This is a genomic window from Psychrobacter immobilis (assembly GCF_904846235.1).
Classification (GTDB): Bacteria; Pseudomonadota; Gammaproteobacteria; order Pseudomonadales; family Moraxellaceae; genus Psychrobacter; species Psychrobacter immobilis_C.
Genome location: NZ_CAJGZN010000007.1, coordinates 1 through 24,166, shown reverse-complemented (window position 1 = coordinate 24,166; position 24,166 = coordinate 1). Strand labels below are relative to the sequence as shown.

Annotated in this window: 23 protein-coding genes; 10 read left to right on the top strand and 13 right to left on the bottom strand. The window is 42.5% G+C overall.

Annotated features, from left to right (window positions below; translation table 11 throughout):
• Positions 1-98 precede the first annotated feature (98 nt).
• Complete coding sequence (gene mltG, locus JMX07_RS06235) at positions 99-1,388, bottom strand: endolytic transglycosylase MltG (protein ID WP_201606897.1); 1,290 nt, start codon at positions 1,386-1,388, stop codon at positions 99-101.
• Between the two features lie 168 nt (positions 1,389-1,556).
• Between mltG and JMX07_RS06230 the strand changes: the two genes are divergently transcribed.
• A complete protein-coding gene (locus JMX07_RS06230; protein ID WP_201606896.1) occupies positions 1,557-2,321 on the top strand; it encodes a DpnI domain-containing protein in 765 nt (254 codons plus the stop codon).
• Here the strand turns inward: JMX07_RS06230 and JMX07_RS06225 are convergent.
• A complete protein-coding gene (locus JMX07_RS06225) occupies positions 2,318-2,812 on the bottom strand; it encodes a hypothetical protein (protein ID WP_201606894.1) in 495 nt (164 codons plus the stop codon). The genes JMX07_RS06230 and JMX07_RS06225 overlap by 4 nt on opposite strands.
• Positions 2,813-3,139: 327 nt before the next feature.
• On the bottom strand, positions 3,140-3,706 hold the full coding sequence (locus JMX07_RS06220) for a hypothetical protein (RefSeq protein ID WP_201606892.1): 567 nt from the start codon (positions 3,704-3,706) through the stop codon (positions 3,140-3,142).
• Between the two features lie 143 nt (positions 3,707-3,849).
• On the opposite strand from JMX07_RS06220, the gene JMX07_RS06215 reads away from it, so the two are divergent.
• Positions 3,850-4,047 carry a DpnD/PcfM family protein gene (locus JMX07_RS06215; RefSeq protein WP_227684665.1) on the top strand — a complete coding sequence of 66 codons (198 nt, stop codon included), beginning with the start codon at positions 3,850-3,852 and terminating at the stop codon, positions 4,045-4,047.
• A gap of 3 nt (positions 4,048-4,050) precedes the next feature.
• On the opposite strand, the gene JMX07_RS06210 is transcribed toward JMX07_RS06215, so the two are convergent.
• Entirely contained in the window at positions 4,051-5,079 is a 1,029-nt protein-coding gene (locus JMX07_RS06210; protein ID WP_227684664.1) for an aminotransferase class IV, read from the bottom strand.
• A 3-nt stretch (positions 5,080-5,082) separates the two neighbouring features.
• Positions 5,083-5,745, bottom strand: a complete 663-nt coding sequence (locus JMX07_RS06205; RefSeq protein ID WP_201606890.1) for a hypothetical protein — start codon at positions 5,743-5,745, stop codon at positions 5,083-5,085.
• Between the two features lie 434 nt (positions 5,746-6,179).
• Here JMX07_RS06205 and aroE point away from each other — a divergent pair, with 434 nt between their 5' ends.
• Positions 6,180-7,043, top strand: coding sequence for a shikimate dehydrogenase (gene aroE, locus JMX07_RS06200; RefSeq protein WP_201606888.1), 864 nt, complete (start codon positions 6,180-6,182; stop codon positions 7,041-7,043).
• 32 nt (positions 7,044-7,075) lie between these two features.
• Here the strand turns inward: aroE and JMX07_RS06195 are convergent, their stop codons facing one another.
• Entirely contained in the window at positions 7,076-8,197 is a 1,122-nt protein-coding gene (locus JMX07_RS06195; RefSeq protein ID WP_201606887.1) for an FUSC family protein, read from the bottom strand.
• Positions 8,198-8,578: 381 nt separating this feature from the next.
• On the opposite strand from JMX07_RS06195, the gene JMX07_RS06190 reads away from it, so the two are divergent.
• Positions 8,579-10,399 carry an acyl-CoA dehydrogenase C-terminal domain-containing protein gene (locus JMX07_RS06190; protein WP_201606886.1) on the top strand — a complete coding sequence of 607 codons (1,821 nt, stop codon included), beginning with the start codon at positions 8,579-8,581 and terminating at the stop codon, positions 10,397-10,399.
• A 124-nt stretch (positions 10,400-10,523) separates the two neighbouring features.
• Here JMX07_RS06190 and JMX07_RS06185 read toward each other — a convergent pair whose 3' ends face one another.
• Together JMX07_RS06185 and ybaK are read right to left on the bottom strand one after the other, a co-directional pair.
• Entirely contained in the window at positions 10,524-10,898 is a 375-nt protein-coding gene (locus tag JMX07_RS06185) for a 5-carboxymethyl-2-hydroxymuconate Delta-isomerase (protein ID WP_102092545.1), read from the bottom strand.
• Between the two features lie 204 nt (positions 10,899-11,102).
• Positions 11,103-11,591, bottom strand: a complete 489-nt coding sequence (gene ybaK / locus JMX07_RS06180) for a Cys-tRNA(Pro) deacylase (RefSeq protein ID WP_201606885.1) — start codon at positions 11,589-11,591, stop codon at positions 11,103-11,105.
• 247 nt (positions 11,592-11,838) lie between these two features.
• Here ybaK and plsB point away from each other — a divergent pair, with 247 nt between their 5' ends.
• Positions 11,839-14,631 carry a glycerol-3-phosphate 1-O-acyltransferase PlsB gene (gene plsB, locus JMX07_RS06175; RefSeq protein ID WP_201606884.1) on the top strand — a complete coding sequence of 931 codons (2,793 nt, stop codon included), beginning with the start codon at positions 11,839-11,841 and terminating at the stop codon, positions 14,629-14,631.
• 103 nt (positions 14,632-14,734) lie between these two features.
• On the opposite strand, the gene ettA is transcribed toward plsB, so the two are convergent.
• On the bottom strand, positions 14,735-16,396 hold the full coding sequence (gene ettA, locus JMX07_RS06170; RefSeq protein ID WP_057757965.1) for an energy-dependent translational throttle protein EttA: 1,662 nt from the start codon (positions 16,394-16,396) through the stop codon (positions 14,735-14,737).
• Positions 16,397-16,800: 404 nt separating this feature from the next.
• On the opposite strand from ettA, the gene JMX07_RS06165 reads away from it, so the two are divergent.
• The 4 genes from JMX07_RS06165 (at position 16,801) to JMX07_RS06150 (ending at position 20,601) form a co-directional block, all read left to right on the top strand.
• Entirely contained in the window at positions 16,801-18,051 is a 1,251-nt protein-coding gene (locus JMX07_RS06165) for a flavin reductase family protein (RefSeq protein ID WP_227684663.1), read from the top strand.
• Positions 18,052-18,209: 158 nt separating this feature from the next.
• The gene (locus JMX07_RS06160) at positions 18,210-19,658 is read left to right on the top strand and encodes a fatty acid desaturase family protein (RefSeq protein WP_201606883.1); all 1,449 of its coding nucleotides are present in this window, start codon (positions 18,210-18,212) and stop codon (positions 19,656-19,658) included.
• A gap of 198 nt (positions 19,659-19,856) precedes the next feature.
• Positions 19,857-20,150: a GNAT family N-acetyltransferase gene (locus JMX07_RS06155; RefSeq protein ID WP_201572839.1), complete on the top strand. Its 294-nt coding sequence runs from the start codon at positions 19,857-19,859 to the stop codon at positions 20,148-20,150.
• Between the two features lie 157 nt (positions 20,151-20,307).
• Complete coding sequence (locus tag JMX07_RS06150) at positions 20,308-20,601, top strand: 4a-hydroxytetrahydrobiopterin dehydratase (RefSeq protein ID WP_057757953.1); 294 nt, start codon at positions 20,308-20,310, stop codon at positions 20,599-20,601.
• Positions 20,602-20,734: 133 nt separating this feature from the next.
• Here JMX07_RS06150 and JMX07_RS06145 read toward each other — a convergent pair whose 3' ends face one another.
• The gene (locus JMX07_RS06145; protein ID WP_082624527.1) at positions 20,735-20,890 is read right to left on the bottom strand and encodes a DUF1328 domain-containing protein; all 156 of its coding nucleotides are present in this window, start codon (positions 20,888-20,890) and stop codon (positions 20,735-20,737) included.
• 502 nt (positions 20,891-21,392) lie between these two features.
• Between JMX07_RS06145 and JMX07_RS06140 the strand changes: the two genes are divergently transcribed.
• On the top strand, positions 21,393-22,679 hold the full coding sequence (locus JMX07_RS06140) for a saccharopine dehydrogenase family protein (RefSeq protein WP_201606882.1): 1,287 nt from the start codon (positions 21,393-21,395) through the stop codon (positions 22,677-22,679).
• Positions 22,680-22,851: 172 nt separating this feature from the next.
• On the opposite strand, the gene JMX07_RS06135 is transcribed toward JMX07_RS06140, so the two are convergent.
• The 3 genes from JMX07_RS06135 to JMX07_RS06125 form a co-directional block, all read right to left on the bottom strand.
• Entirely contained in the window at positions 22,852-23,172 is a 321-nt protein-coding gene (locus JMX07_RS06135) for a transposase (protein WP_201606881.1), read from the bottom strand.
• A 178-nt stretch (positions 23,173-23,350) separates the two neighbouring features.
• Positions 23,351-23,692 (bottom strand): IS630 transposase-related protein, encoded by a 342-nt coding sequence (locus JMX07_RS06130; RefSeq protein ID WP_201606879.1) that lies wholly within the window; start codon positions 23,690-23,692, stop codon positions 23,351-23,353.
• 81 nt (positions 23,693-23,773) lie between these two features.
• A partial coding sequence (locus tag JMX07_RS06125; RefSeq protein ID WP_201606878.1) for a transposase occupies positions 23,774-24,166 on the bottom strand: 393 nt, incomplete at its 5' end.

Genomic DNA, 24,166 nt, shown 5'->3' with positions numbered 1-24,166 from the left:
ATACTGACATGATATGACCTTATGTCATTGATGAGCGCTACCTCTACTTTGTAGCACTCAATAAACGATAAGTTTTTTAAGAAGATTAAGAAGGAGTATTACTGCGGCGGTGTTTGAGATTTTTTCTCACGCATGACACTGAGATAGTCTTTTACCGCTTGATTATGCTCAGCCAAGCTATTGGTAAATTTGTGCCCGCCATTGCCCGTTGCCACAAAATACAACGCTTCACTATCAGCAGGATGTAAGGTCGCTTCGATAGAGGCCGCTGATGGTAGCGCAATTGGCGTTGGCGGCAAACCATCAATTTGATAGGTGTTATAAGATGTTTTTTCATTGATGTCTTTGCGGCGGATATTGCCATCATAACGACTGCCCATACCATAGATAATGGTCGGGTCCGTCTGCATACGCATGTTTTTATTCAAGCGATTTCTAAATACGGCAGAAACTAAAGGACGTTCATCAGCAACACTGGTCTCTTTTTCGATAATAGACGCCATGACTAGCGCTTCATATGGACTCTTATAAGGCAGATTCGGCGCACGATTTTCCCACGCATCAGTCAGTACCTGCTGCTGACGCTTATACAAGTCAGTCAGTACTTTTTTATCGCTGGTTCCTTCACCATAATAATAAGTGTCAGGCGCGAACCAACCTTCAAGATTATAGTTAACAATCGGGTCACTGCTATTAGCCACACTATCTGGTAATACACCCGTCAAATCCAATGCTTGTGCAATACTCGCATTGTCACTATCTGCAGTCAGTACTTCTTTTTCGATTTTGTCATTATCACGCAGTGCTTGGTAAAGGTCTTTAGATGTCTTGCCTTCGATGATTTGCACCTTGACCATAGCCGCTTTTGCGCCTTGACCTAGTATTTGTAACGCCTCAGCGATAGTCGGGTTTTCGGGTAATTGATACGTACCAGCATGCAACGGTGCATTGACTTGCGATTTGATATATAGCTTGGCCACACCTGCCGAAAACAGCGGAATCTGCTGCTGCCACTGCGGTAGTAGACCATAATAGGTCTGACCTGGCTCAATCGTGACCATTTGCTGCGGCTGCTCGATACGACCAAACAACGTCTGATAAACCATGACCAAGAAAAATGCAGCAATAAGCCCCAACACTAGCAGCACTTGATAGCCGCGTTGCATAAAAAAAGATGGGTTATTGACTTTATATTGGCGCGGTTTACTGTTGCCGCTGATGAGCGAGACGTTGGTTGCTGGCGTTGCTGATGTGTCTTCCACCTCATCTACCACTGGTTGCGCGTCCGGCAGCGTGGTATCGACACGCTCCTCGACTGTGCCATCTTGCTTGTTTGACGGCGACTCATTGGGACGTTCAGGTGGTATATTGGGTGTAGGCTTGCTCATGGCAACTCGCGAGGCAGATGTTTGCTAGAATTTAGCATTGAACCGTGCGATTTTCAATGGTATTTGCTTAGCTTATGAATTATCTTGCTCTTGATGGTAGTTTATATGGCTTAATACTTAGGTGTTTTTCAGTATTCTCAGCTTATCTATTAATCGTGAAAATATCTTATGAACCTACATTTCAACCAAAGTCTTGCCAAAAACTATCACTCTGAATCTCAAAAAGTTCGTGTACTCAGTGAAGCATGGGTAAAAGAGAATAGTTATTGCACCAATTGTAGCGCCCAGTCGCTAGCTGAGTTTGCTAATAACAAACCTGTTGCTGATTTTTATTGCGAAAATTGTAATGAGCAATATGAGCTAAAAAGTAAAAAAGCCAAGTTAAGCAATGTTGTCAATGATGGCGCTTATAAGACGATGATTGAGCGTATCAATAGTAAGGACAATCCCAGTTTCTTCTTTTTAACCTACTCAAAAGAGTACACCGTCAATAATTTTCTGATTATTCCCAAGCATTTCTTTACACCCGATATTATTGTTAAGCGTAAACCCTTATCAGTGACGGCAAAACGAGCAGGTTGGGTTGGTTGCAATATTGACTTACGCCAAGTACCCGAATCTGGCAAAGTATTTTTGGTCAAAGACCAACAAGTTATACCGCGTGAAAATGTTACTCAACAGTTCCAAAAGACTTTATTTTTACGCAAGCAATCTATGGCTTCACGCGGTTGGACACTCGATGTCTGGCAATGTATCGACCGTCTCGATGTCAGTTTTTCTCTCAATCAAGTTTATGCTTTTGCTGACGAGTTGCAGCTCAAACATCCTGAAAACAACCACGTAAAAGATAAAATTCGCCAACAGTTACAAGTATTACGAGATAAAGGCATCATTGAATTTGTGAGCCGTGGTCATTATCGAAAGTTATACTAAGAACACTTATCATCCCATAATGGTAAACCTTTGGCAGCAACCAAACGACCGTAAAATTTATGAGGAGGGTAATCTAGCTCGAGCTCATCATTTATCTTGAAAAAGTGTTTCACATTGCCATCGAGACAGGTATAAGCTCGATTTTTTACCTGTTTATTCCAGCTCATTAACAGCCCTAACGGAGTGCGAGAAGCTTTAGTAAAGGCTTGTCTTTCGGTTGTGATTGCACACATCACAGTATCTTCATGAAACTGCTTATCTAAACCTTGTTCAATGACTTCTTGACGGGTATGCGCATACTTAAACACACTCCCAAATGCTGTGTATTTTTTATCTTTCTTAGAATAAACAATACTAAATGCTATCTGTGAATAACAAGGTAAGTGAATTATTTCATCAGGGTCTCTTTTCGCTGCACAGCAAACTTTATTAAATATCATCAATCTACGAACTTGTAGTGGAATTCGTTGATCTTCATAGGTAGTACGCATTTATTATCCCCTGTTAGATAGTATTGGATAGAATGCAATCATTGATCGATTAACATCAGTACGCAATACTCATTAACAAAAGACGATCAATTATGAAGAACGTTATTGGAGATATGCATCACTCAATAGACTTCTTGCGAAAATACCAGTGCATTAACTTCGATTGTCGGAGCCTCAAAGGCGAGTGGTGATTTATGTAAGAAGGCTGATACATCATATAAACACAGTATCAAGATCATAATATACAGCCGCTAAAATTTATTAGCAGCTATAACTATAAGTAGTAACTTAATTATGAGTTTCGTATAACATGGTAATTATTTCGAATTATAACAGACGCCTTTCATTATAACGTTCAGGTCTAGGTTCGCCTTGATTGTCACGGTATACGTCTGCAATTAACTCATCTCTATCATCCCATAGTGGCAGACGAGCTGTCGCAACTAGACGGTCATGAAACTTATGCGGTGGGTAATCCGAATCAATTTCATCATTTATCCGAAAAAAAACTTCTTCACGATAGTCAACATAAGCATGCATTCTATTCTTTACATATTTATTCCAATACCACACTAATTGTATAGGTGTACTAGCTGGGCGAGTAAACTGCTTTAGATTAACAGTCAGCGCACACTTTACTGGCTCGTCGTTAGGAAAAATGCGAATACGTTGCTCAATAACTTCTTCGGGTGTTTGTGCATACTCAAACACACCACCAAAGGCTATAAATTTCTTGAAATCCTTTAGATACATAACTCCGAGTGATAACTGAGTAAATTTTGATAAATGAATAATTTCATCAGGTTCTTTCTTCGCTAATTTACAGATTTCATCAAACACCATCAAACGACGGATTTGTAGTGGGATACTTTCATCTTCATAAACTTCGTACATTGGCTTATCTCCTTATTAGATAAGCAGCATTGATCGATTTGCTTTATGACACAAGTCTGCGTAACAAAAGACGATCACTTCTTTTGATGGCTTTTGCTAATCTACTTGGTATTGATGACTGAAGTGATATATGAGAATCGAGTGTGAGTATAATAAGAAAAGATAAAAAAGCAGCACAAACCTTTCAAGTTGAAATTGTCGAAACATTAAGCACTATCGTGGATGTTGTCGCTGAAGATGAGCAAAGTACCCTTTTAAAAGCGCAAGAAATGTATAGAAATGAGCAAGTGGTTTTATATCCAGATGATTTTATTGATACCCAATTCAATATCTTTCAATAACAACTAGGCAGATTCAAAATCCACAACATCACCTGACAACAACGTCAGACTGCTCATTGGCATGATACCGCGCAGTGCATTGCAAAAGAAAAGCTGCGTTAATTTAGGCAAATCTTCATCTCGTAGCGACCTGATTATGACTGGATACTGTGTTGTGGATAGTGCATCTATAATTACCTGACGCATGACGCCAGTAACGCCTGATTGAGCCATAGAAGGCGTGTACCATTGGCCAGTGGTTAGGTAATCTTCATCATCTTTATGAATACTAGAGCTAGTTTTGGATTCTGATAGTGGTGCTTCTGCCAATTGATAGAATACATTACTCATCGTGCCCTCGACCCACTGCCCGCTCATATCGCGTAGTAGTCCTTCACTAAGTGTTGAAGCAAGCTTTGATGCCAATGGCTCAGCTTTTATACGTTGTAGCTCACCACTAGCGAGGACATTGTCTAAACGATTAAGGCTTTTGAGACCTGCCAGCGGTGGCGGTAAGCAAGCAATCTGAGAGGACAAGCATATTGCCGAAGCATTAGGTTGGATAGGTACCAATTTTACATCAGGCAAAGACAGTTGCAGCGCAGTAGAAACTCTCATTGCAGTAGCCTTTAGCCATATCTCACAGTTGCTACCATTTGTATTAGGTGTATAACCATAACCGCGTACATTCTGCGCAGCACGAGTGACTACTAGCTTTAGCATGCCCTGCTCTAACTGCTGGGCATACAGCTGCAGTACTGCTAATAGCTCTTCGCTATTTATATTGAGCTGCAAGGCTTCAGCATGAGAGACAAGCCGCCGATAATGATAATCTGACCATAGTATTAACCCATCAATGACACCCATGGTGGTAAAGAAGCCATCAGCATATGCCAGTCCGCGATTATCTAGAGACATGGTTACCGTTTGGCTGGTCGACCTATCCTCTTCGGTCACACTGCTGTCTTTGGTCAAACTACTATCATCGGTCATACTGCTGACTTGTGGGTACAGACACACCCAACCGTTTGGCACTGACGTCGTATCGGTCATGATTTAGCTATTTTCTGTTTGAGCAGCGGCTTTATTTATAACTAGCATGCAACTGTAGAACTCACATTTTGCTAGCTCTATCTTTTGTCCACCGACGATTCTGTTTTTGATGATTTGACTATTGAGCATATCAGCAACCATTTTTCCGCCATCATCACCCATCAATTGACGTGATAGCTGATAGGCTTTTTTGGCGTGGTTTTGGCTCAGCTCTTTTTCTTTGTCTGTGTCAGTAGGATTGGCATAGTACCAGCCAAGCTCTAGATATTTTTCAGAGTCGATGATATCTAGATAAGGCGCGTCCGTTTTCATAAAGCGATATTTTGCCGCTGGATTACTGGCATAGTCTAGGCTGTTTTCGTCCGTGCTCATCACTTCGCCAAACACCGATTTTATACTATCTAACTCATCTACAGCGAGCGACTCTACCTTATCCGTACCCCATGCTGCGACATCGTATCTCACTGGCGTGCCTTGCTGAGCAGTGGCACCATCTAGGTCAGGATTGTTTGCGCTGTCCTGTACTGGCTCATTCGTTGTTGCCTGCTCACTGGCCTCAGCATCTGGGTTTGGAGCATCTTCTTTGGTGCTGTCACAGCCACTGAGCGCCACACCAACTGCCATTATCGTACCGACTAGAAGGGATTGTAGGTTAGGATTCCACATGGATAATTTACTCACACTTTTAGATTAATCTCGAAATAGTATTAACGAGCTGGCAGGAACGCCGCTGATAACGAATAACTTTCAATATAGAGCATATTTCATAGTTTACCCAACTGCTCAGCACTTGACTACCTTTTACGTTACGCGGAGTACTCCCCAAGAGTACAGATTTGTTAAATATATAACGTATCAAAACTGTCTGCTCTTTAGTAGAAGATAGAAAGCTGCTTGCACGTGTTTAACGTATGTCTGCCTCAATGTCAGAATTTATTTTCAAAAGCGATAAGGCAGCCTCTGACTAACGCTGTCACTTTCTAATCATTGATTGGTGATGGCCTCTTGGTTTGTCAATCATAGCGTTATCCCTTATGATGATTGAGCGCCACTTATTGCTTCTTCGATAGTATTTTTATTTTCTAGCCAGCGGACTATTTATGACCCAACATTTTATCGTTATTGGCAATCCAATCGCCCATAGTAAATCTCCTGAGATTCATGAGCAGTTTGCTGTACAAGCAGGGATTGATATTAGCTATCAGCGTCAATACTGCCCTGATGATGCCGCCAGTTTTACGGCTGTCGTTGAGGCGTTTTTTTGCGGTGGCGGTGCGGGCGCTAACGTGACGGTTCCTTTTAAACAAGTTGCTTATGACTGCTGCGCGGCGCGTGGTGGTTTATCAGAACATGCCAAGACGGCAGGCGCGGTCAATACGTTACTGTTGAACAAAGCACTATTAGAAAGCGGCGCACCAATCACAGAGGCACTCTACGGTGATAATACGGATGGGCAAGGACTTATCAATCACATTATGAGTATGGACTGGCCGCTGACCGATGCTCGTGTGGCGCTAATAGGTGCAGGCGGTGCAGCGCGTGGCGTAATATTGCCATTATTTGAAGCCGGTATTAACTCTCTCACGATTGCCAATCGCACCGTGTCTAAGGCAGCTGATTTGGTAAATGAGCTCAGTGCGGCCAGCTCAGTGATTGATGACCAAAATATCGAGGTTTGTGCGACCAATGAACTCAGTGGCGCTTTTGACATTATCATTAATGCCACTTCTATTGGCTTGTCAGGTGATACGTTGCCGTTGGATGATGCTCTAAACTGTCAATACGCTTATGACATGATGTATGGTCGTCCGCTGCCATTCTTGCAGCATTTTGCCGCCCGTGGCGCACAGACCTCTGAAGGCTACGGTATGCTTATCGGTCAGGCTGCTTTAAGTTTTGAGCGTTGGACTGGGCATACTATCGATGTCGCACAAGCAACAACAGCGTTAAATAAAAACAGTTAATCAAAGAGTAATCTTTGCAAAGCTATACGCTATTAACTAAAACGCAGTAATAGCCAATTTTCAAAACGGCGCAGCGGTACACGCAATCGCGTAGAGTGTATCGCTAGACCACCGCTCAATCCAATCACGCAGCCGAGCGCCGTATCAATCATACGCGCTTGGATAACGTCCCCAGCGACGGGAGGCACTGACATCGTACTACCATACTCGGCGATAAATATCGTCAGCGGCGTGATAAATATCACCGCCAGTCCATAATGCCGATCGACAAACGATTCAATCAAAAACATCATACATAGTATTGCTATAGCGATGTCCCATCCTGATAGTCCCCAAGACAGCATCCAGCCCGCCACGCCCATGCCGGCCAACGTACCCAATAAACGGTGTAACTGTTTGATCCACATGGTTCGTAGCTGCATACCTTGGATGATAATAAAGCAGCTCATCGCTGCCCAGTAGGGATAAGGCAGCTCTAACAGAACAGCAACGACCAACGCCAAACTAACGAAACTTACCACGATCAGACTATCGCTAATCATATCAGGCTGATAGTCATAAACAGGTACAGAAGCAACAGGACGGGCCGCCAATAAGAACAAACTATAGAGTAGCGCTAGCAACATCGAGGAGCCACTACCCAATATCACAAGCCCTATCGCTGAGAGCACTTGATCAATCGGCACGGGGATAAATAGCGCAATCGCACCCGCCATCAATACAAACAATCCCGCTGGTGGTGGTTGCCGATAATAACGACCTAACATCACCACGCTAATCCCAATCAGCATAAACACAGGCAGCCGCAACACTGGCATCAGCTGCGCGATCAGCCCCAGTGCAAAGCTGAGTATCATCGCAAACCCCCAAGCCATGACCGTCACTAGCCGATGTGGTAGCCCGCCTGTAAATGGTAGGTTTAGAATAATCATCGAGCCTAGCGATGCTTTGATACCTGAAGACAAGTCACCAAAATAAGCCCCTACAAACACCGGAAAGCTAATCGCAATCGCCGCGATGATTGGCATATGCCATGGTCGGTGACTACGATTGACTGTGAGTAAGTGATTCAGCTCACCATCGATTAACCCCTTAATACGAGTTAATAGTGCGCTCAACCAAGAGGCTCGCTGTTGCTTTTTTGAGGTGCTCATAAATGGCTTTCCTATTTGATAAGTCCATTTGTCTCTGAATTTAGATGAGTCTACATAGCCCTTTATAGAATAATTTCAAGCGAAGATACAATTTACCTATACAAACTAAAATGAATTAATAACATAATTAATCATGAATAATAGTTATTAGTTGTATATTTGTCGCTGTTTAAGATTTATAATCATATCAACGCTATAACAGCTGTCCGTCGCTAAAGACGTTCTAATAACTAATACACTGGAAAGCTGTCCACTAATAATTCACTTGATGACTAATATAACGTCTAGCTCATCTAACATAAGTAAATATCGCTTACATAAGTTGTGACTCAAATATTGCGCCATAAGTCTATGATAGCGAACTAACCAAAGAGAGCGATTATGTTAACTTACAAAGCCCCCTTACGTGATATCAAATTTTTGATTAATGATGTATTTGACTATCAGACGCATTATAAAAGCTTAGACAACGGCGAAAACGCTGATCCTGAAACTGTAGACATGATTCTACAAGGTATGGCTGATTTTGCTGAAAACGTCATTGCCCCGCTCTATCAATCAGGTGGTGAAGAAGGCTGTCATTTTGAAGATGGCGTCGTGACCACGCCAAAAGGCTTCAAAGAGGCTTATGACCAGTTTGTAGAAGGCGGCTGGCAAGGTATCTCATATCCTGAAGAATTCGGTGGCATGAATCTGCCAACGTCAATCAACCTTATTAAATCTGAGATGATCGGTACTGCTAACTGGTCATGGTCGATGTATCCTGGTCTATCAACAGGTTGTATCAACACGCTGCTTCAGTACGGTACTGACGAGCAAAAAGCACTGTATTTACCTAAACTGATCGAAGGCTCATGGGCAGGTACCATGTGTCTGACTGAGCCACAGTGTGGTACGGATTTGGGTCAAGTTAAATCAAAAGCCATTCCACAAGATGACGGTACCTACAAAATCAGCGGTACCAAAATCTTTATCTCAAGCGGTGAGCATGACTTAACAGACAACATCGTCCATATCGTCCTAGCACGCCTACCAAATGCACCAGAAGGCACGCGCGGTATTTCACTATTTATCGTACCAAAATTCACCCCGAATGCTGAAGGTGAAGCTGGCGAGCGCAATGCCGTAGTTTGTGGTTCAATTGAGCACAAAATGGGCATCAGCGCATCTTCGACATGTGTATTGAACTTTGATGGCGCAGTCGGCTATCTAATCGGCGAACCGCATAAAGGCCTAAAAGCCATGTTCACATTCATGAACACGGCTCGTATCGGTACTGGTATCCAAGGTCTGGCGCATACTGAATTGTCTTTCCAAAACGCCTTGCCATATGCTAAAGAACGCCGTTCTATGCGTACACTATCTGGTACTAAAGATCCTGAAAAAGTAGCTGATGCTATTATCCATCATGCCGACGTACGCCGTATGCTACTGACGCAAAAAGCCTTTGCTGAAGGTGGTCGCTCAATGATTTATCATTCGGCACGCTACGCTGATAAAATGGCACAGGGTATCGTCAATGGCGATGATGAAGAATTCGAAAAATGGGATGATAAATTAGGCTTCTACACGCCAATCCTAAAAGGCTTTTTGACTGAGCTAGGTATCGAAGCTGCTAAACATGGTCAGCAAGTATATGGCGGTCACGGTTACATCAAAGAATGGGGTATGGAACAAATTGCTCGTGATGCCCGTATCGCAACGATGTACGAAGGAACCACTGGCGTACAGGCACTTGATCTACTAGGCCGTAAGGTTATCTTGCAGTCTAAAGGTAAGATTATCCGTGACTACACGTCAAGTATCATGAAATGGTGTGGCGAGTACGCACTCGATAAAGAAATGCGTAAATTCGTTTGGGCACTGACCAAGCTATGTGCTGAGTGGAATACCTTGACGGTACGCTTAATGCTGATGGCACGTAAAGATCGTGAAATCATCTCAGCAGCGTCAGATGACTTCCTAATGTACTCAGGCTACGTGATGATGGGTTATCATTGGGCGCGTATGGCAGCAGTAGCTTACGAAAAGCTAGAAAATGGCGGTACAGAAGCACCAGAGTTCTACAAAGCAAAAATTCAGACTGCTGAATTCTACTTTGATAAGTTGTTACCACGCACGTCTGGTCACGCAGAAGCGATGGTTGCACCAAGCGAAAGCATGACAGCAATGGACATCGATCACTTTGCATTCTTAGACTAAAATTAACTAATACAGCATCGATAACCAATAAAAAAGCGCCTATCATTTAGGCGCTTTTTTATGCTTAACTAAAAAACATACTTATACATAATAAAAAGCAACGAGCTATTTAAGGCGAGTACTGTTAGTCACCAAGCATTTTTTTATGATAGACCGCACTTATCTCTTCAACTTCTACACATATCTGCAATGCCGCACGTCCTGACTGCTCTGCGCCTATTTTTTCCTCGATAGTAGCAACCAACATCTCAGCCAACTGGTCACGAGTGGCCATATCACGTCCGCTCATCAGCTTTAGGTGGACGTAAATAAATCCATTGGCCTGTTCATCATCTTCAACACCTACTAGAAATGAGTTAATAGGTACAATACGGGCTTTGATATCAGTAGGCAGCTTAAACTGACCACTATCCCACAATGCTTTGTTTAACGATTTGAGCAGTGATTCTTCGTGAGCGATACTGACGTTGGGTGTTACTTGAATGGTTAAATGTGGCATGAGCATGTCCTTAAATGTAGATAAAAATAATAGATAAGCTGGCGTATAAGTCTACGCCTTATCGCTATGGTCAATCTACAACAATCTTGCGCCAAAATATCTTCAATACAAGCAAAACCAGTATAGATTACTCATAAATATGCTTAGCGAAATTGTCGGTATGGCGAATTTATAATAGGCAGATGATAGCCACCGTATAACATTTTACTTATCAGTAATATCACTAAAGCAAGCATCAAGCGTTGCAGCCAACTGTGCAGGCGGCAATTCAATCTCTAGACCGCGGCGACCACCACTCACATAGATAGTGGCATGATCTTGAGCTGTACTATCTATCACGGTTTTTAGTCGCTTCTTTTGACCCAGTGGACTGACACCACCCAACACATAGCCTGTGCTACGCTCTACTTGTTTGGGGTCAGCCATCTGTACTTTTTTGCAAGATAGCAATTTGTTAGAAGATAGCGCCTTAGCCATTTTTTTAAAATTAAGTGTTTTATCGACTGGCAATATCGCCACAGCGAGTACACCAGTATCGGTGGTCACTACTAAAGTTTTGAATACCTGTGTCACCGCTACACCGAGTTTTTCTGCGGCTTCTAAACCAAACGAAGCAGCATTGCTGTCGTGAGTATATTCGTGTAATTGGTAATCAAGGTTACGTTTTTTGGCAAGATTGATAGCTGGAGTCATAAGTTTTAGGCTTAGTAAAATGAAATAGAGAAGTAGACGCTATATTTATGAGTCATCGGTGATAAAAATATATTATTACCCTAAACATGTTAACTTTCAAATGTTTGAGTATTTTGTATAATGCGTCACTCACTACAGCGTAACCAAACCGTATTAATATTGGTAGTATATACAGACACTATATATCGCTTTGGTGGCTTTTATGGCATCATAAGCGCAACATATTTGATTATTTTTGATACTGATTATGATACCGAAGTTCTTAAAAAAACGGATTTTTAAAGCGCCAGTCGCGACTGATGGCACTGCTAAAACTGATGGCAATGCAATCGCTACTAAGCCTTATTCTAATGCACCGATCAATCAGCTGTATCGTAAGCTGTCAGGTCAGATGCTCGATATCGCCGTAAAGCCTAAGTTATTAGGCGAGCTACCTGAGTTCGACAATGATGATCAGACGCTAAGATTTTATGTATTACAGGACTATTCTCGTTCCAACAGTATTCTGATCGACTTGCAGACGCAAGAGCACAATCTACCGCCAGCACTGGTTGGAGTAAATGATGCCGCCCATAATATTAAAGAAAATGCGGCCATCATATTTTTGAATCACCCAAGTGCTAAAGACAGCCAGCTGTCTCCTCGCCTTTCCCGCTTGGTATCTGCTGTGTTGCAATATCCGGAGTTAAAGGTACGTCTAGTGCCCGTATCGATTCTGTGGGGACGCGCACCTGAAAAAGAAGATTCGCTATTTAAGCTACTAACTGCCGACAACTGGCAAGACCCTAGCATTACCAAGCAACTATTTAATATCGGGGTGATGGGCCGCGACACTTTTGTACAGTTTCACCCACCGCAAGACTTACGTACTATTATCAATGATAATCTCAAAGGCGACGTGGAAGGACCTGCTACCTTTGACTCAGTCGCTACAGATGCTCTTAAAGCAGATTTAACCGCGACGGATTCAGTCGATACAGATTCAACTGCCGCTACTACTACTGATGCCGCAGCTGACGCTGAGCAAACACCAAGCTATGCGCTAGTCGCATCAGCCGATAGTAATCGTGAACTGGTTCGTATGTTGCAGCAGCAACTGTCAATTTATTTAGATAAGCAGCGCGCCAGTATGCTCGGCCCAGATCTATCAGATAGACGTAACTTGGTAGACAAACTGGTGTACTCGCCAGCGATCAAACATGCAATCGAGATGGAAGCGGCAGAAAAAGGGACCAGCGTTCGAGAAGCTCGTAGTCAGGCTAGAGGCTATGCTAATGAGATGGTCAATGACTACTCTCATTCTATCATCCGTGGTTTTTATAAATTTCTGACATGGTTATGGACGCAGTTATATGACGGCGTAGAAGTTCATCATTTCGAGCGAGTACGTGACCTTGCGACCGATTATGAGCTGATTTATGTGCCTTGTCATCGCAGTCATGTCGACTATCTATTACTGTCTTATGTCATCTACAAACGCGGCCTGAGTATCCCTTATGTCGCAGCAGGTGACAACTTAGATGTGCCTGTATTAGGCCCACTATTACGCGGTGCCGTTGCTTTTTATATTCGTCGTAGCTTCCGTGGTAACGCGCTATATACTGCAGTACTGCGCGAATATATGCATACCCTGATCACACGCAACACCCCGATTGAATACTTTATCGAAGGTGGTCGCTCACGTTCAGGTCGCTTGCTACCGCCAAAAATGGGTATGCTAGCGATGACCGTCCATAGTCAGCTACGCCAAACCAATAAGCCTGTAGTATTTATTCCAACTTATATTGGTTACGAGCGCATTATGGAAGGCGGCACGTATGTCGGCGAGCTAAAAGGTAAGCCGAAAGAGTCAGAGTCTTTAATCGGGCTGCTTAAAGTTGGCCGTAAAATTGAACGTATCTTCGGTAATGTGCATTTGAGCTTCGGTACACCGTTGCACCTTAGTGACTTTATGACAAAATTTGATGTGCCAGCCAATAGCTTGCCACCCGATCGTACTGACTCACCGCTTGATGAAAAGACCAGCGCTATGGTTGATAACATCGGCGTAAAAGTCATGCAGCATATCAATAAAGCTGCGGTCGTAACCCCTGTCTCGCTATTGTCATTAGTTTTACTATCGGCACCGAAGGCGGCATTGGATGAAAACATTTGCCGTGAGCAAATCGCACTGTACCAAGGTCTGGCTCAGCAGCTGGTCTACTCGGATGATACAGTTATCACTGATATGACGCCGCAGCAAATCATTGATTATGGTATTAAGCTAAAACTTATTGAGCGTACGCCGCATATCTTGGGCGATATCATTCAGGTCGCAGGCAAGCAAGCAGCATTACTCAGTTATTTCCGTAATAACATCTTACATGTCTTTATTTTGCTGTCGTTCCTGTCTGCACTAGTCGCACGCAACGGACGTATCAAACGCAGCCGTCTTGATAGCATCGCTGAGCAGCTATATCCGTTCTTACAAAGTGAGCTATTCTTATATTATCCAGCACATGGCTTGGCTGATACGCTTAATAAGAAAGTTGACAACCTGCTGTCTCATGGACTCATCGTTGACTTGGGTGATGATACGCTCAGCGTTCCTGAATCTAATAGCAAGCACTATCAGCAGCTGCAAGTACTGGCAACTCCAGTTGGTCAAAGTCTTGAGCGTTACTTTATGACGCTTGCCCTACTTGCTCAGCAAGGCTCCGGTAATTTGACTGAAAATGAAGTTGTTGATTTATGTCACCTGCTTGGGCAGCGTTTGTCTGTGCTTTATGCAGATGATATTCCTGACTTCTTTGATCGCGCCCTGTTTACCAGTTTCATTAGTGCGTTGACTCGTCTTGACTATCTACAAAAAGACGATGAAACAGGCATACTGACTTTCGATCATCGTATTAATGATATCGCTCATCATGCTAAGTACGTACTAACGCCTGATATGATGCAAATCTTGCAGCAAGTCGCTAGTTTGGACGAAGAAGAAATCACTCACGCCATTACTGAGATTAGTAATAAAAAACAGCGTAAGTTTGGGCGTAAGCGTTAATTTTAACAACTACCCACACCCTTTGAAATTTTACGCTAAACAAAAAAAGACCGCTAACGATTAGCGGTCTTTTTTTAGGATTCGACTATATTAAACAGTCGTATTAGTTCGTAATTTTCTTATACTTAGCACGTTTAGGACTGGCATCATCACCCATTGTCTTTTTACGATACGCTTCAAACTCAGTATAGTTACCGTCGAACCAAACCGGGCCTTCTTCTTCGAATGCCAAGATATGAGTCGCGATACGATCAAGGAACCAGCGATCATGCGATACGACCATTACTGTACCTGGGAATACTTGAATCGCATCCTCTAGTGCACGTAAGGTCTCTATATCCAAATCGTTTGATGGTTCATCGAGGAGCAATACGTTTGCGCCTTGCTTTAGCGTTTTCGCTAACTGCAGACGGTTACGCTCACCACCTGATAATTGACCGACGTGCTTTTGCTGATCTGAGCCTTTGAAGTTAAAACGTCCGATATAGGCACGGCTTGGCGTGGTGTAGTCGCCAACAGTAATGATATCAAGGCCATCAGAGACTTCTTCCCACACGGTTTTGTTGTCATCTAGATGATCACGTACCTGACCGACATAGGCAACTTTAACACTTTCACCCAAATCGACTGAACCAGTATCTGGCGTATCGCGCTCAGTAATCATGTTAAACAGAGTGGTTTTACCCGCACCATTTGGACCGATAATACCAACGATACCACCAGCTGGTACGTTAAAGCTTAGGTTTTCATATAGCAGACGATCGCCGAATGATTTAGAGATGTCATTAATCTCAATAACCTTGTTACCCAAACGTGGACCAGGTGGAATATAAATCTCAGAAGTCTCATTACGTTTCTGGAACTCAGTTGAGTTCAACTCCTCAAAACGCTGTACACGAGATTTAGACTTGGCCTGTTGGCCTTTTTGGTTTTTGCGAATCCACTCAAGCTCTTTTTTCAGCGCTTTAGCAAATGATTCTTCTTGCTTATTTTGCTGCTCTAGACGCGTGTTCTTTTGCTCTAGCCACTCAGTATAGTTGCCTTCATACGGATAGCCATGGCCACGGTCAAGCTCCAAGATCCACTGAGCAACATTATCCAAGAAATAGCGATCATGGGTAATGGCAACGATCGTACCGCTGTAGTTCTGCAAGAACTGCTCTAGCCATGCAACAGACTCGGCGTCCAAATGGTTGGTCGGTTCGTCAAGCAATAGCATGTCAGGGCGAGACAATAGTAGACGACATAGTGCCACACGGCGTTTTTCACCACCTGATAGTTTGCTAACGTCCGCATCCCATGGTGGCAGACGTAGCGCATCGGCTGCTTTTTCTAGCTGGTTATTTAAGTTGTGCGCATCCCAAGACTGGATGATGTCTTCCATCTTGCCTTGCTCTTCAGCAAGCTTATCAAAATCAGCATCAGGCTCAGCGTATTCAGCATAGATCGCATCTAGACGTGCTAGCGCATCTAATGCTTCGCGCATACCGTCTTCGACATTACCACGAACGTCTTTGCTGTCATCTAGCTGTGGTTCCTGTGGCAGATAGCCAACTTTGGTACCTGCTTGCGCGCGTGCTTCACCACTAAACTCAGTATCGACACCTGCCATGATACGGAGCAAGGTTGATTTACCTGAACCGTTGATACCCAAGACACCAATTTTGGCACCAGGGAAAAACGATAGGTTGATATTTTTTAGGATTTCACGCTTAGGGGGAACAAGTTTTGACACGTTGTTCATCGTGTAAATATATTGAGCCATTAACACTCCGATAGACTGCATAGAAGAGAACAGCAAATGCAACTCAGCGATGATGCCAAGCGTGCCGTACCTCAAAATCAGGGTTACAAATTATAGGTCATTATCGCATTGTGGCGCATACCCTGCAAGCTGACAGGTTGTTTTACCAGTTGTTTTGATAAGGTTTTGACAGCAGGCTATGCCTTTTGGCTATAAAACTCGCTTTAAAAAATAACTCAAGGAGTCTTATCTTAATGAACTAACTTAACATTTTGATTCATTAGCGTTTTATAAAGACCACAAAAAATAGCATCAAAACTTTCGCAAATTTAATCAATAGCCGTTAGCATATTAGTGTGGCTTAACAAGGTCTATCGGCTCGATTTCATTTTCGATTATTAGAATGAATTATGAACTGACTTTGTATGCGTTACATCATTCACTTTCATAGCCATCATACAGGTACTGATAATATGGCCAACGGCTATCGCCCTGAAATTATTCAACGTGCGTTTGTCGATTTTATCGGATCGCGCTTACATCCGTTTTGGTCATTGACGACTCCTAAGTTACGCCTGATCGCACGCTATACATTAAGTGATAATTTGATAGCACTTCGTTTTGAGACCAATAGAGCCTTTAAACAGCAGACTTCTGAGATGATGGGTGGTTGGCAAGGCGGCCAATATCTCGATTTGCGCGTTTGTATCGATGGAGTTTATCACCAGCGTAGCTACTCGATAGTAGGTTTGGCGCATCAACCCCTCTGGTGGCTCGACGATAATACCGAGAGCCATAAGGCAGACCAACGCCATACGGTAACTATCGCGATTAAACCGCAAGGATTGGTATCTGACTATTTAACCAAGCAAATGCCACTGGCTAGCGTCGTTGATACAAGCTTGCCACTGGGTCATTTTACTTTAGAACAGACCTCGATACTAAGGCAGGAAACATCAGAGAATGACAAACCTATTCCTTTACTATTCATCGCTGGTGGTAGCGGTATCACACCTATGCTCGGACTTATCACTCAAGCCCTGAATAATGGGCACCATGTGACGCTATTGCATTACAGTCGAACTATTTCATCCAAGCTACAACATCAATGGCAACAGCTGAGCGATATATACCCAGACTTTATTTATCATCTAATCCATACTGAAGAGCCGACTACCTATTTGGCTGGCGTACGATACTTAAGTGTAGAGAGTCTGCTGTCGCTAAACTTACCTCTAGCAGATACGCAGATATTTGCTTACGGTTCACCAGCGTTATTAGCTGGCTTATATAAAACCGCCGCAGAGATAACTTTCTCTACAGACAAACAGCTGCGCGATAACATCATAGTAGAGAACTTTGGTAATGCCCTAGCGGATGTTGATAATGGCAGCAATCAAACATTTGATAGAACAGTACCTGTAGAAGAACACACTGTCTATTTGCGGTCACGGCAACGACAGTTTAGCAGTGACACGACCATACTGACTGCTGCTGAGAATGCAGATGTACGGCTAGCACATGGTTGTCGGCAAGGCATTTGCCACTTGTGCCGCTGTAATAAAGTCAGTGGCGTGGTCAAAAACGTCCAGACAGGGAAAGTGAGCGGTGATGGTTACGAGTCTATTCAGACTTGCATTAGTATTGCCATGACTGATGTGGTTCTCGATGTTTAATGACTGGCTCAATAGAACGACCGGCTCAATAGAAAGCATATGCCAAACAACCTATGAGAAATGAAAGACAAACGTTACTTTATAGGCTAAAACTCAGATGACTTATCAAACCGGATGCAGTGCTGTTTATTCATGCCGTTTCGGTTAAGGACTTATTTATGCGCTTACTACCACCCGTTACTACGCCACAATCTGCTGTGCCTATCTTGACGCCCCTATCCGATGCAAAGCTAGCAAAAAACGCGCCTTTGCCTTTGACGCCGCTAACGCCTTATACGCAGCTTAATGATGAAGCAATCAATAATAGCGGTCAGCCAGACACATCAACACGGACGCGCTACCCAACAGTAACTGACGCCCCTTTATCAAAGCCTCAAAGTGATGCCTTGGCAGTAGAATTAAATGCGCTATATAAAGGTGTAATGGACTCGCTAGGCAGTAAGGATGCACGCTACATACAGCGGATATATGCCACCGTGGTATATAGTGAAATTATCGCCCGTGGTTTACTCGCAGCGGCTGGGCGTATGCCATCGAAACGCAGTCTAGTCGCTACTTGGCTACTAGGTACGTCTTTACTTAGCTTTAGCAAAATATTGAACAACATGGAGCTGGGTCATAACGTCATGCATGGTCAATATGACTGGATGCAACACCCGCACCTTAATAGTCAAAAGTTTGACTGGGATATTGTCTGCCCTGCTCCATTATGGCAACACTCTCATAATTATCTACATCATACTTTTACCAATATTGTTGGCCGTGATCATGACGTAGGCTATCACTTGATTCGAGTGACTGATGAGCAGCCTTGGACGCCAGAAGATCGCTACAATATGTTTAGTACCGCGGTGCTGGCATTTGGCTTTGAATGGGCGGTAGCCTTTCATGACATCCAAATCAGTGCAGATGAATACGCTGACTCCCCTGATCTGCACAAAATCATGCAGCAAAAGTCTCGCGCGTTATTTGCCAAAATTGGACGACAAATAGGCAAAGACTATATCGCACTGCCGTCTGTGGTAGCGATGGCGCTAGGTCGTCGTAGCGCCTTTAGTACGCTGAGCGGCAACATGACTGCCAACACTGTCCGAAATCTATGGACGTGGGCAGTCATTTTTTGCGGGCATTTCACTGAGCAAGCGCATATCTATATCCATCTCGATGCCAATGAAAGTAAAGGCGACTGGTATGTACGCCAAATCCTTGGCTCTAGCAATATCAAAGGCAGCAAATGGTTCCATCTTTTGACAGGTAACTTGTCTCATCAAATTGAGCATCATATATTTCCTGATATGCCAGCTGGACACTATGCAAAGATTGCACCGCAGGTACAAGCCATATCCCGTAAGTATGGTTTAAGCTATAACACTGGTCGCTTTGGCACACAACTCAAGCAAGTATTGGGACGTATTTATCACTTTAGCAAACCTAGTGAAAAAGAATGGCAAGCCTATATGCAGTCAACGAAAAATGCAGATAGTACTACTCATAAAGATGATAGGTCAGCGGCCAATTTAGAAGACAAATTAGCGATAGAGAATACTGGCGGTCTCGCTCGTTTTTTACCTCCAGTCGTTCGTAAAGCCATATCCTATGCATGGTGACATATTCAGATTTGCAACTAGATACGGCCATGATAAGGTAGGACGGAAGATATAGATGACGTTAACAGTCGTCCTATCAACCATTACGGTAAGAGTCTAGATAATTGAGCGTCAAAACTACATACTAAACTGGCACTATTAAATGAATAAATATTTAGTTCATAATAAAAATTTGATAATAAGAAATGGAGTATATTAATGAGTAACCAAAACTCTAAACCAAATCTAGACATTGTTCATAATCAAGCAGCAAAACGTTTTGAGACCTCTATCGATGGTCAGACAGGTTATATTAGCTATCAGGAAAGTGCTGACAAGTTGGTCTACGATCATACTATCGTACCGCAGCAGTTGGGTGGACGCGGTGTTGGTTCAGCACTCGTTAAGCACGCATTGAATTATGCGCGTGAGCAAGACAAGAAAGTGATACCACAATGCTCATTTGTCGCGTCATACATTAGCAAACATCCTGAGTATCAAGATTTAATTTAATTGGCTAAGTAACTAGATTCAATTAATTTATTAACTAGACTTAATTAAGTGATATCGGGTGAAGCAGAAAAATATGTAGATATTTATTTCGCATAGGAGACATACCCCAGCACCACTTTTAATAAACCAATTCGACATAACAATAAAGGTTATTAATATGAGTAGTTTATCTGACAAACAAATCAATCTACAGCTAGAAGAGCTTGCTGGTTGGCAGCGTGACGGCAATAGCATCGTCAAGACATATCATTTCAGCGATTTTATCGAGGCTATGAGCTTTATGAATCAAGCGGCATTTCATGCTGAAGCGCTTGAGCACCATCCAGAATGGCGTAATACCTACAATATCGTGGAGGTTCGTTTAACCAACCACGATACAGGCGGTATATCTAGTCTGGATATTCGTTTAGCCAAGCGCATGGAGCATATTATTCAGCCCAAACGGTTATAGTAGCAAGTTTACAATGTATGCCTTGATGCCGATTATCCGAGTTCTCTATTGATTGCCCTAGTTAAAGCAGACAAAAAAAGACCCTCAATTGAGGGTCTTTTTTATAGTAGGTATTTCTAACGATAAGCCTTGTCTACATCTTACGACTGACAAAAGCAACGATAAACAAAATCACAGCGACTGCTAAGAAAATGTATGCCAAATTAGCAGACAGTCCTGCGACACCGCCAAAACCTAGGAAACTCGCTAGTAATGCGATTACTGCAAAAATAATAGCCCAACGAAACATAATCTTCTCCTCAAATAATGGTAAAAAACAGATATTAGAATTTATATAGCATCTATTTAACTTGTTTTTATCTAATGCTAAGTATTACTGTTTACGCTTATAGACTAGCAATGTTCGTCTCTAGAAAACGTTCATTTTAGTAATAATATCGGTAGGTTATGTAAAGTTTGTAGTAACTGTTAATGTCTCATACCTCTTTTTCTTTAATAGATGATATTTTCAAAATAGAATTATATTTCTGAATGCAGCGTTATTTAACTGACAGTTCTTAAACTAAGCAGTTTTTAATTGAATGTGCTTTTATTAGATGCTCTTTTACTGAACTCTATTCCTCTAACTGCAGGCAGAACTATTTTAAATTTCTCACGTTATATGTGATGTTGTATGGAAGGTTGGCTGCAAACTATAAACTGTAGCGACCTCACAAACCCCTAACCTAATCAAACGACTTGGTTTATAGTTTACTATCCACCTATTCTCAAATCTATTAAGGACAATACATATGGATACCAATACGGATACTGAAAACCCTACACAAAAAACCAGCGGCGACATACGCCCTTATGCAGTTGTTCTATACGGTGCGACAAGCTTCGTCGGTCAGATCACTGCCCACTATTTAACCAATTTTTTATCAAATAATAAGAACGAAGATGGCTCAAACGTATCATGGGCAATCGCAGGTCGCGATGAAAACAAGCTCAATAAGTTGCAGGCAAAACTTGAGAGTAAGGTAGACATTATTATTGCTAACAGTAACGATGCTGCTAGCCTTGATAAGATGACCAAACAGACTCAAGTCATCATCTCTACTGTAGGCCCATATCTGAAATATGGTGAGCCACTGATTAAATCTTGTGCTGAAAACGGTACAGATTATGTCGATCTTACTGGTGAGGCCATTTTTATCAAAGATATGATGGACAAGTACCAAGACACTGCCAAGCAAAGTGGTGCCCGTATTGTTAACTCTTGTGGTTTTGACTCTATCCCGTCAGATTTGGGTGCGTACTTTACCCAAGCTAAAGCAGAAGAGAAGTTCGGCGAGACCTGTAATGTCATCCATATGCGTGTCAAAGCAGCGAAAGGTGGTATCTCAGGCGGTACTATCGCATCGATGGCATCAATATTTGAAGAAGCTGGTGAGGACAAAGCACGTCGCAAACAAGTAGCCAATCCATACCTGTTAAACGATGATAGTGATGCACCAAACGTACGTCAGGATAATGTTAGCAAACCAGTATATGACAGTAATCATAAGCGCTGGTTAGCACCTTTCGTCATGGCCACCATCAATACGCGTATCGTCCATCGTACTAACCAATTACTCAGCTATGAGTACGGTCGCAATTTCAAATATGACGAAGCAATGTGGATGAAAGATGGCGTCAAAGGAAAACTGTCTAGCTATGCCATGAGCGCAGGTTTATTGGGCTTTGCCACTGCGATGATGATTAAACCAAGTCGCGAGTTACTATCCAAGCACGTCTTACCAAAAGCTGGCTCAGGCCCTTCTAAAGACGAGCAAGAGAACGGCTACTTTGATATTCGTCATTTTGGACAAACGGCCAAAAATGACACTATTACCGTTAAAGTAACAGGTGATCGAGATCCTGGTTACGGCAGTACTTCTCGCATGATTTCGCAGGCGGCATTATGTCTGGCACAAGATATCAGCAAAGAGGACGTTGGCGGTGGGTTCTGGACACCAGCATCTGCGATGGGAGATAAGCTAATAACTCGCTTAGAAGCGCATTCTGGTCTTAGCTTTGAAGTGATTGATAGTTAATCTATTGAATGATAACAAAGGCTCAATGTTTTTATGACCGTATCTTGGTTTCGAGATACGGTTTTTTATTACCTACTTTAAAATTTCAGCTAGGATTAAATTGAGAACAACGTATTTTTTTGGTGAACAATGTTTCTGTTTCCCAATTATTTAATACTTTATGATACTATAGTTAAGTCTTTATAAAATCGATACAGCCCATATCATGAAACAGTTTAGGTAGATTATTCTCCATCCATCCTTGGCGTAGAAACTTAGCCTGTGCCCATTTTTTCTCGATAGGGTTCAGATCAGGGCTGTACGGCGGCAGCCATAAAATACGATGGCCATGCCTGTTGAGTAGTTTTTGAATGCGTCTACTTTTATGAAACCGAGCGTTATCCATGACAATCACGCATTTAGTTTTAAGACTTGGGATTAGCGTGTATTTGCACCAGTGGTAGAATATGCTGCTGTTAATATTGTGTTCAAAGTAATCAAGCGCAAATAGCATTTTTTCATAGAGAGCACCGATGACATTGGTACGTTTTTTAGCTTACCAATTGTAGCTATCAATACAAGGTTTACCTATCGGTGCATAGCCATAAGGACGAATAGTTTCAGCCTCAAAGCCACTCTCATCCATATAGACAACGGGATAGCCTTGCTGCTTAAAATGATCAAGCTTATTCTTATATACCGCTCTTTTTATTGGACACGCTTTTGGATGTTCCAAGGTCTTTTTGACTGATACCAAGACGCTTTAAAGCATTAAAGATGCCCGTTTTACTACAGTTCAAGCGACGAGCTCTTTCATAGTTATAATCATCTGGGTATCTTTTTACGTCTTCAATCAATGCGTCATCAGGTATTTTAGTCGGTGCTTTATTTCTGGTTGTTTTAGGCGCTAATTTCTTCTGCCAGCTGTGAATGGTGCTGGTGCTAAGTCCATAAAATAGCGCAGCTTCTCGTATGGTCATACCATCAGTGATGCTAGAAAGTACCTGTTTGCGATAGTCTATTGAATAAGTCATCGTTTATCTCATTAAATGCAATTGTTAATAGGGTTGTATCGGTTTTATTTGGATTAGACTATAACTACTAATCTAATATAGTCAATCCAGAATAAAATTGGTACAACCCATATCATGAAACAGCTTAGGTAAATTATTCTCCATCCACCCTTGTCGTAGAAACTTAGCCTGTGCCCATTTTTTTTCAATAGGGTTTAAATCAGGGCTGTAAGGCGGTAGAAATAACAAGCGATGACCATGCCTGTTGAGTAATCTCTGAACGCGTTTATGAAAGCTGGCGTTATCCATGACGATTACGCATTTTATTTTAAGACTTGGTATTAGCGTGTTTTTGCACCAGTTGTAGAATATGTCGCCATTGATATTCTTTTCGAAGTAATCAAGTGCAAATAACGCTTTTTCATATAAGGCACCAATAACATTGGTGCGTTTTTTACCTTGCCAGTTATAGCTATCGATGCAAGGGGTACCAAT

What these genes read in the sequence shown, in the direction of transcription:
- JMX07_RS06230 (WP_201606896.1), top strand. Translation starts at nt 1,557, where the DNA reads ATGAACCTACATTTCAACCAAAGTCTTGCCAAAAACTATCACTCTGAA.
- JMX07_RS06185 (WP_102092545.1), bottom strand. Translation starts at nt 10,898, where the DNA reads ATGCCACATTTAACCATTCAAGTAACACCCAACGTCAGTATCGCTCAC.
- ettA (WP_057757965.1), bottom strand. Translation starts at nt 16,396, where the DNA reads ATGGCTCAATATATTTACACGATGAACAACGTGTCAAAACTTGTTCCC.
- JMX07_RS06190 (WP_201606886.1), top strand. Translation starts at nt 8,579, where the DNA reads ATGTTAACTTACAAAGCCCCCTTACGTGATATCAAATTTTTGATTAAT.
- aroE (WP_201606888.1), top strand. Translation starts at nt 6,180, where the DNA reads ATGACCCAACATTTTATCGTTATTGGCAATCCAATCGCCCATAGTAAA.
- JMX07_RS06225 (WP_201606894.1), bottom strand. Translation starts at nt 2,812, where the DNA reads ATGCGTACTACCTATGAAGATCAACGAATTCCACTACAAGTTCGTAGA.
- plsB (WP_201606884.1), top strand. Translation starts at nt 11,839, where the DNA reads ATGATACCGAAGTTCTTAAAAAAACGGATTTTTAAAGCGCCAGTCGCG.
- JMX07_RS06195 (WP_201606887.1), bottom strand. Translation starts at nt 8,197, where the DNA reads ATGAGCACCTCAAAAAAGCAACAGCGAGCCTCTTGGTTGAGCGCACTA.
- JMX07_RS06205 (WP_201606890.1), bottom strand. Translation starts at nt 5,745, where the DNA reads ATGTGGAATCCTAACCTACAATCCCTTCTAGTCGGTACGATAATGGCA.
- JMX07_RS06140 (WP_201606882.1), top strand. Translation starts at nt 21,393, where the DNA reads ATGGATACCAATACGGATACTGAAAACCCTACACAAAAAACCAGCGGC.
- JMX07_RS06130 (WP_201606879.1), bottom strand. Translation starts at nt 23,692, where the DNA reads ATGACTTATTCAATAGACTATCGCAAACAGGTACTTTCTAGCATCACT.
- JMX07_RS06135 (WP_201606881.1), bottom strand. Translation starts at nt 23,172, where the DNA reads ATGCTATTTGCGCTTGATTACTTTGAACACAATATTAACAGCAGCATA.
- JMX07_RS06160 (WP_201606883.1), top strand. Translation starts at nt 18,210, where the DNA reads ATGCGCTTACTACCACCCGTTACTACGCCACAATCTGCTGTGCCTATC.
- JMX07_RS06145 (WP_082624527.1), bottom strand. Translation starts at nt 20,890, where the DNA reads ATGTTTCGTTGGGCTATTATTTTTGCAGTAATCGCATTACTAGCGAGT.
- JMX07_RS06155 (WP_201572839.1), top strand. Translation starts at nt 19,857, where the DNA reads ATGAGTAACCAAAACTCTAAACCAAATCTAGACATTGTTCATAATCAA.
- ybaK (WP_201606885.1), bottom strand. Translation starts at nt 11,591, where the DNA reads ATGACTCCAGCTATCAATCTTGCCAAAAAACGTAACCTTGATTACCAA.
- JMX07_RS06210 (WP_227684664.1), bottom strand. Translation starts at nt 5,079, where the DNA reads ATGACCGATACGACGTCAGTGCCAAACGGTTGGGTGTGTCTGTACCCA.
- mltG (WP_201606897.1), bottom strand. Translation starts at nt 1,388, where the DNA reads ATGAGCAAGCCTACACCCAATATACCACCTGAACGTCCCAATGAGTCG.
- JMX07_RS06220 (WP_201606892.1), bottom strand. Translation starts at nt 3,706, where the DNA reads ATGTACGAAGTTTATGAAGATGAAAGTATCCCACTACAAATCCGTCGT.
- JMX07_RS06165 (WP_227684663.1), top strand. Translation starts at nt 16,801, where the DNA reads ATGCGTTACATCATTCACTTTCATAGCCATCATACAGGTACTGATAAT.
- JMX07_RS06150 (WP_057757953.1), top strand. Translation starts at nt 20,308, where the DNA reads ATGAGTAGTTTATCTGACAAACAAATCAATCTACAGCTAGAAGAGCTT.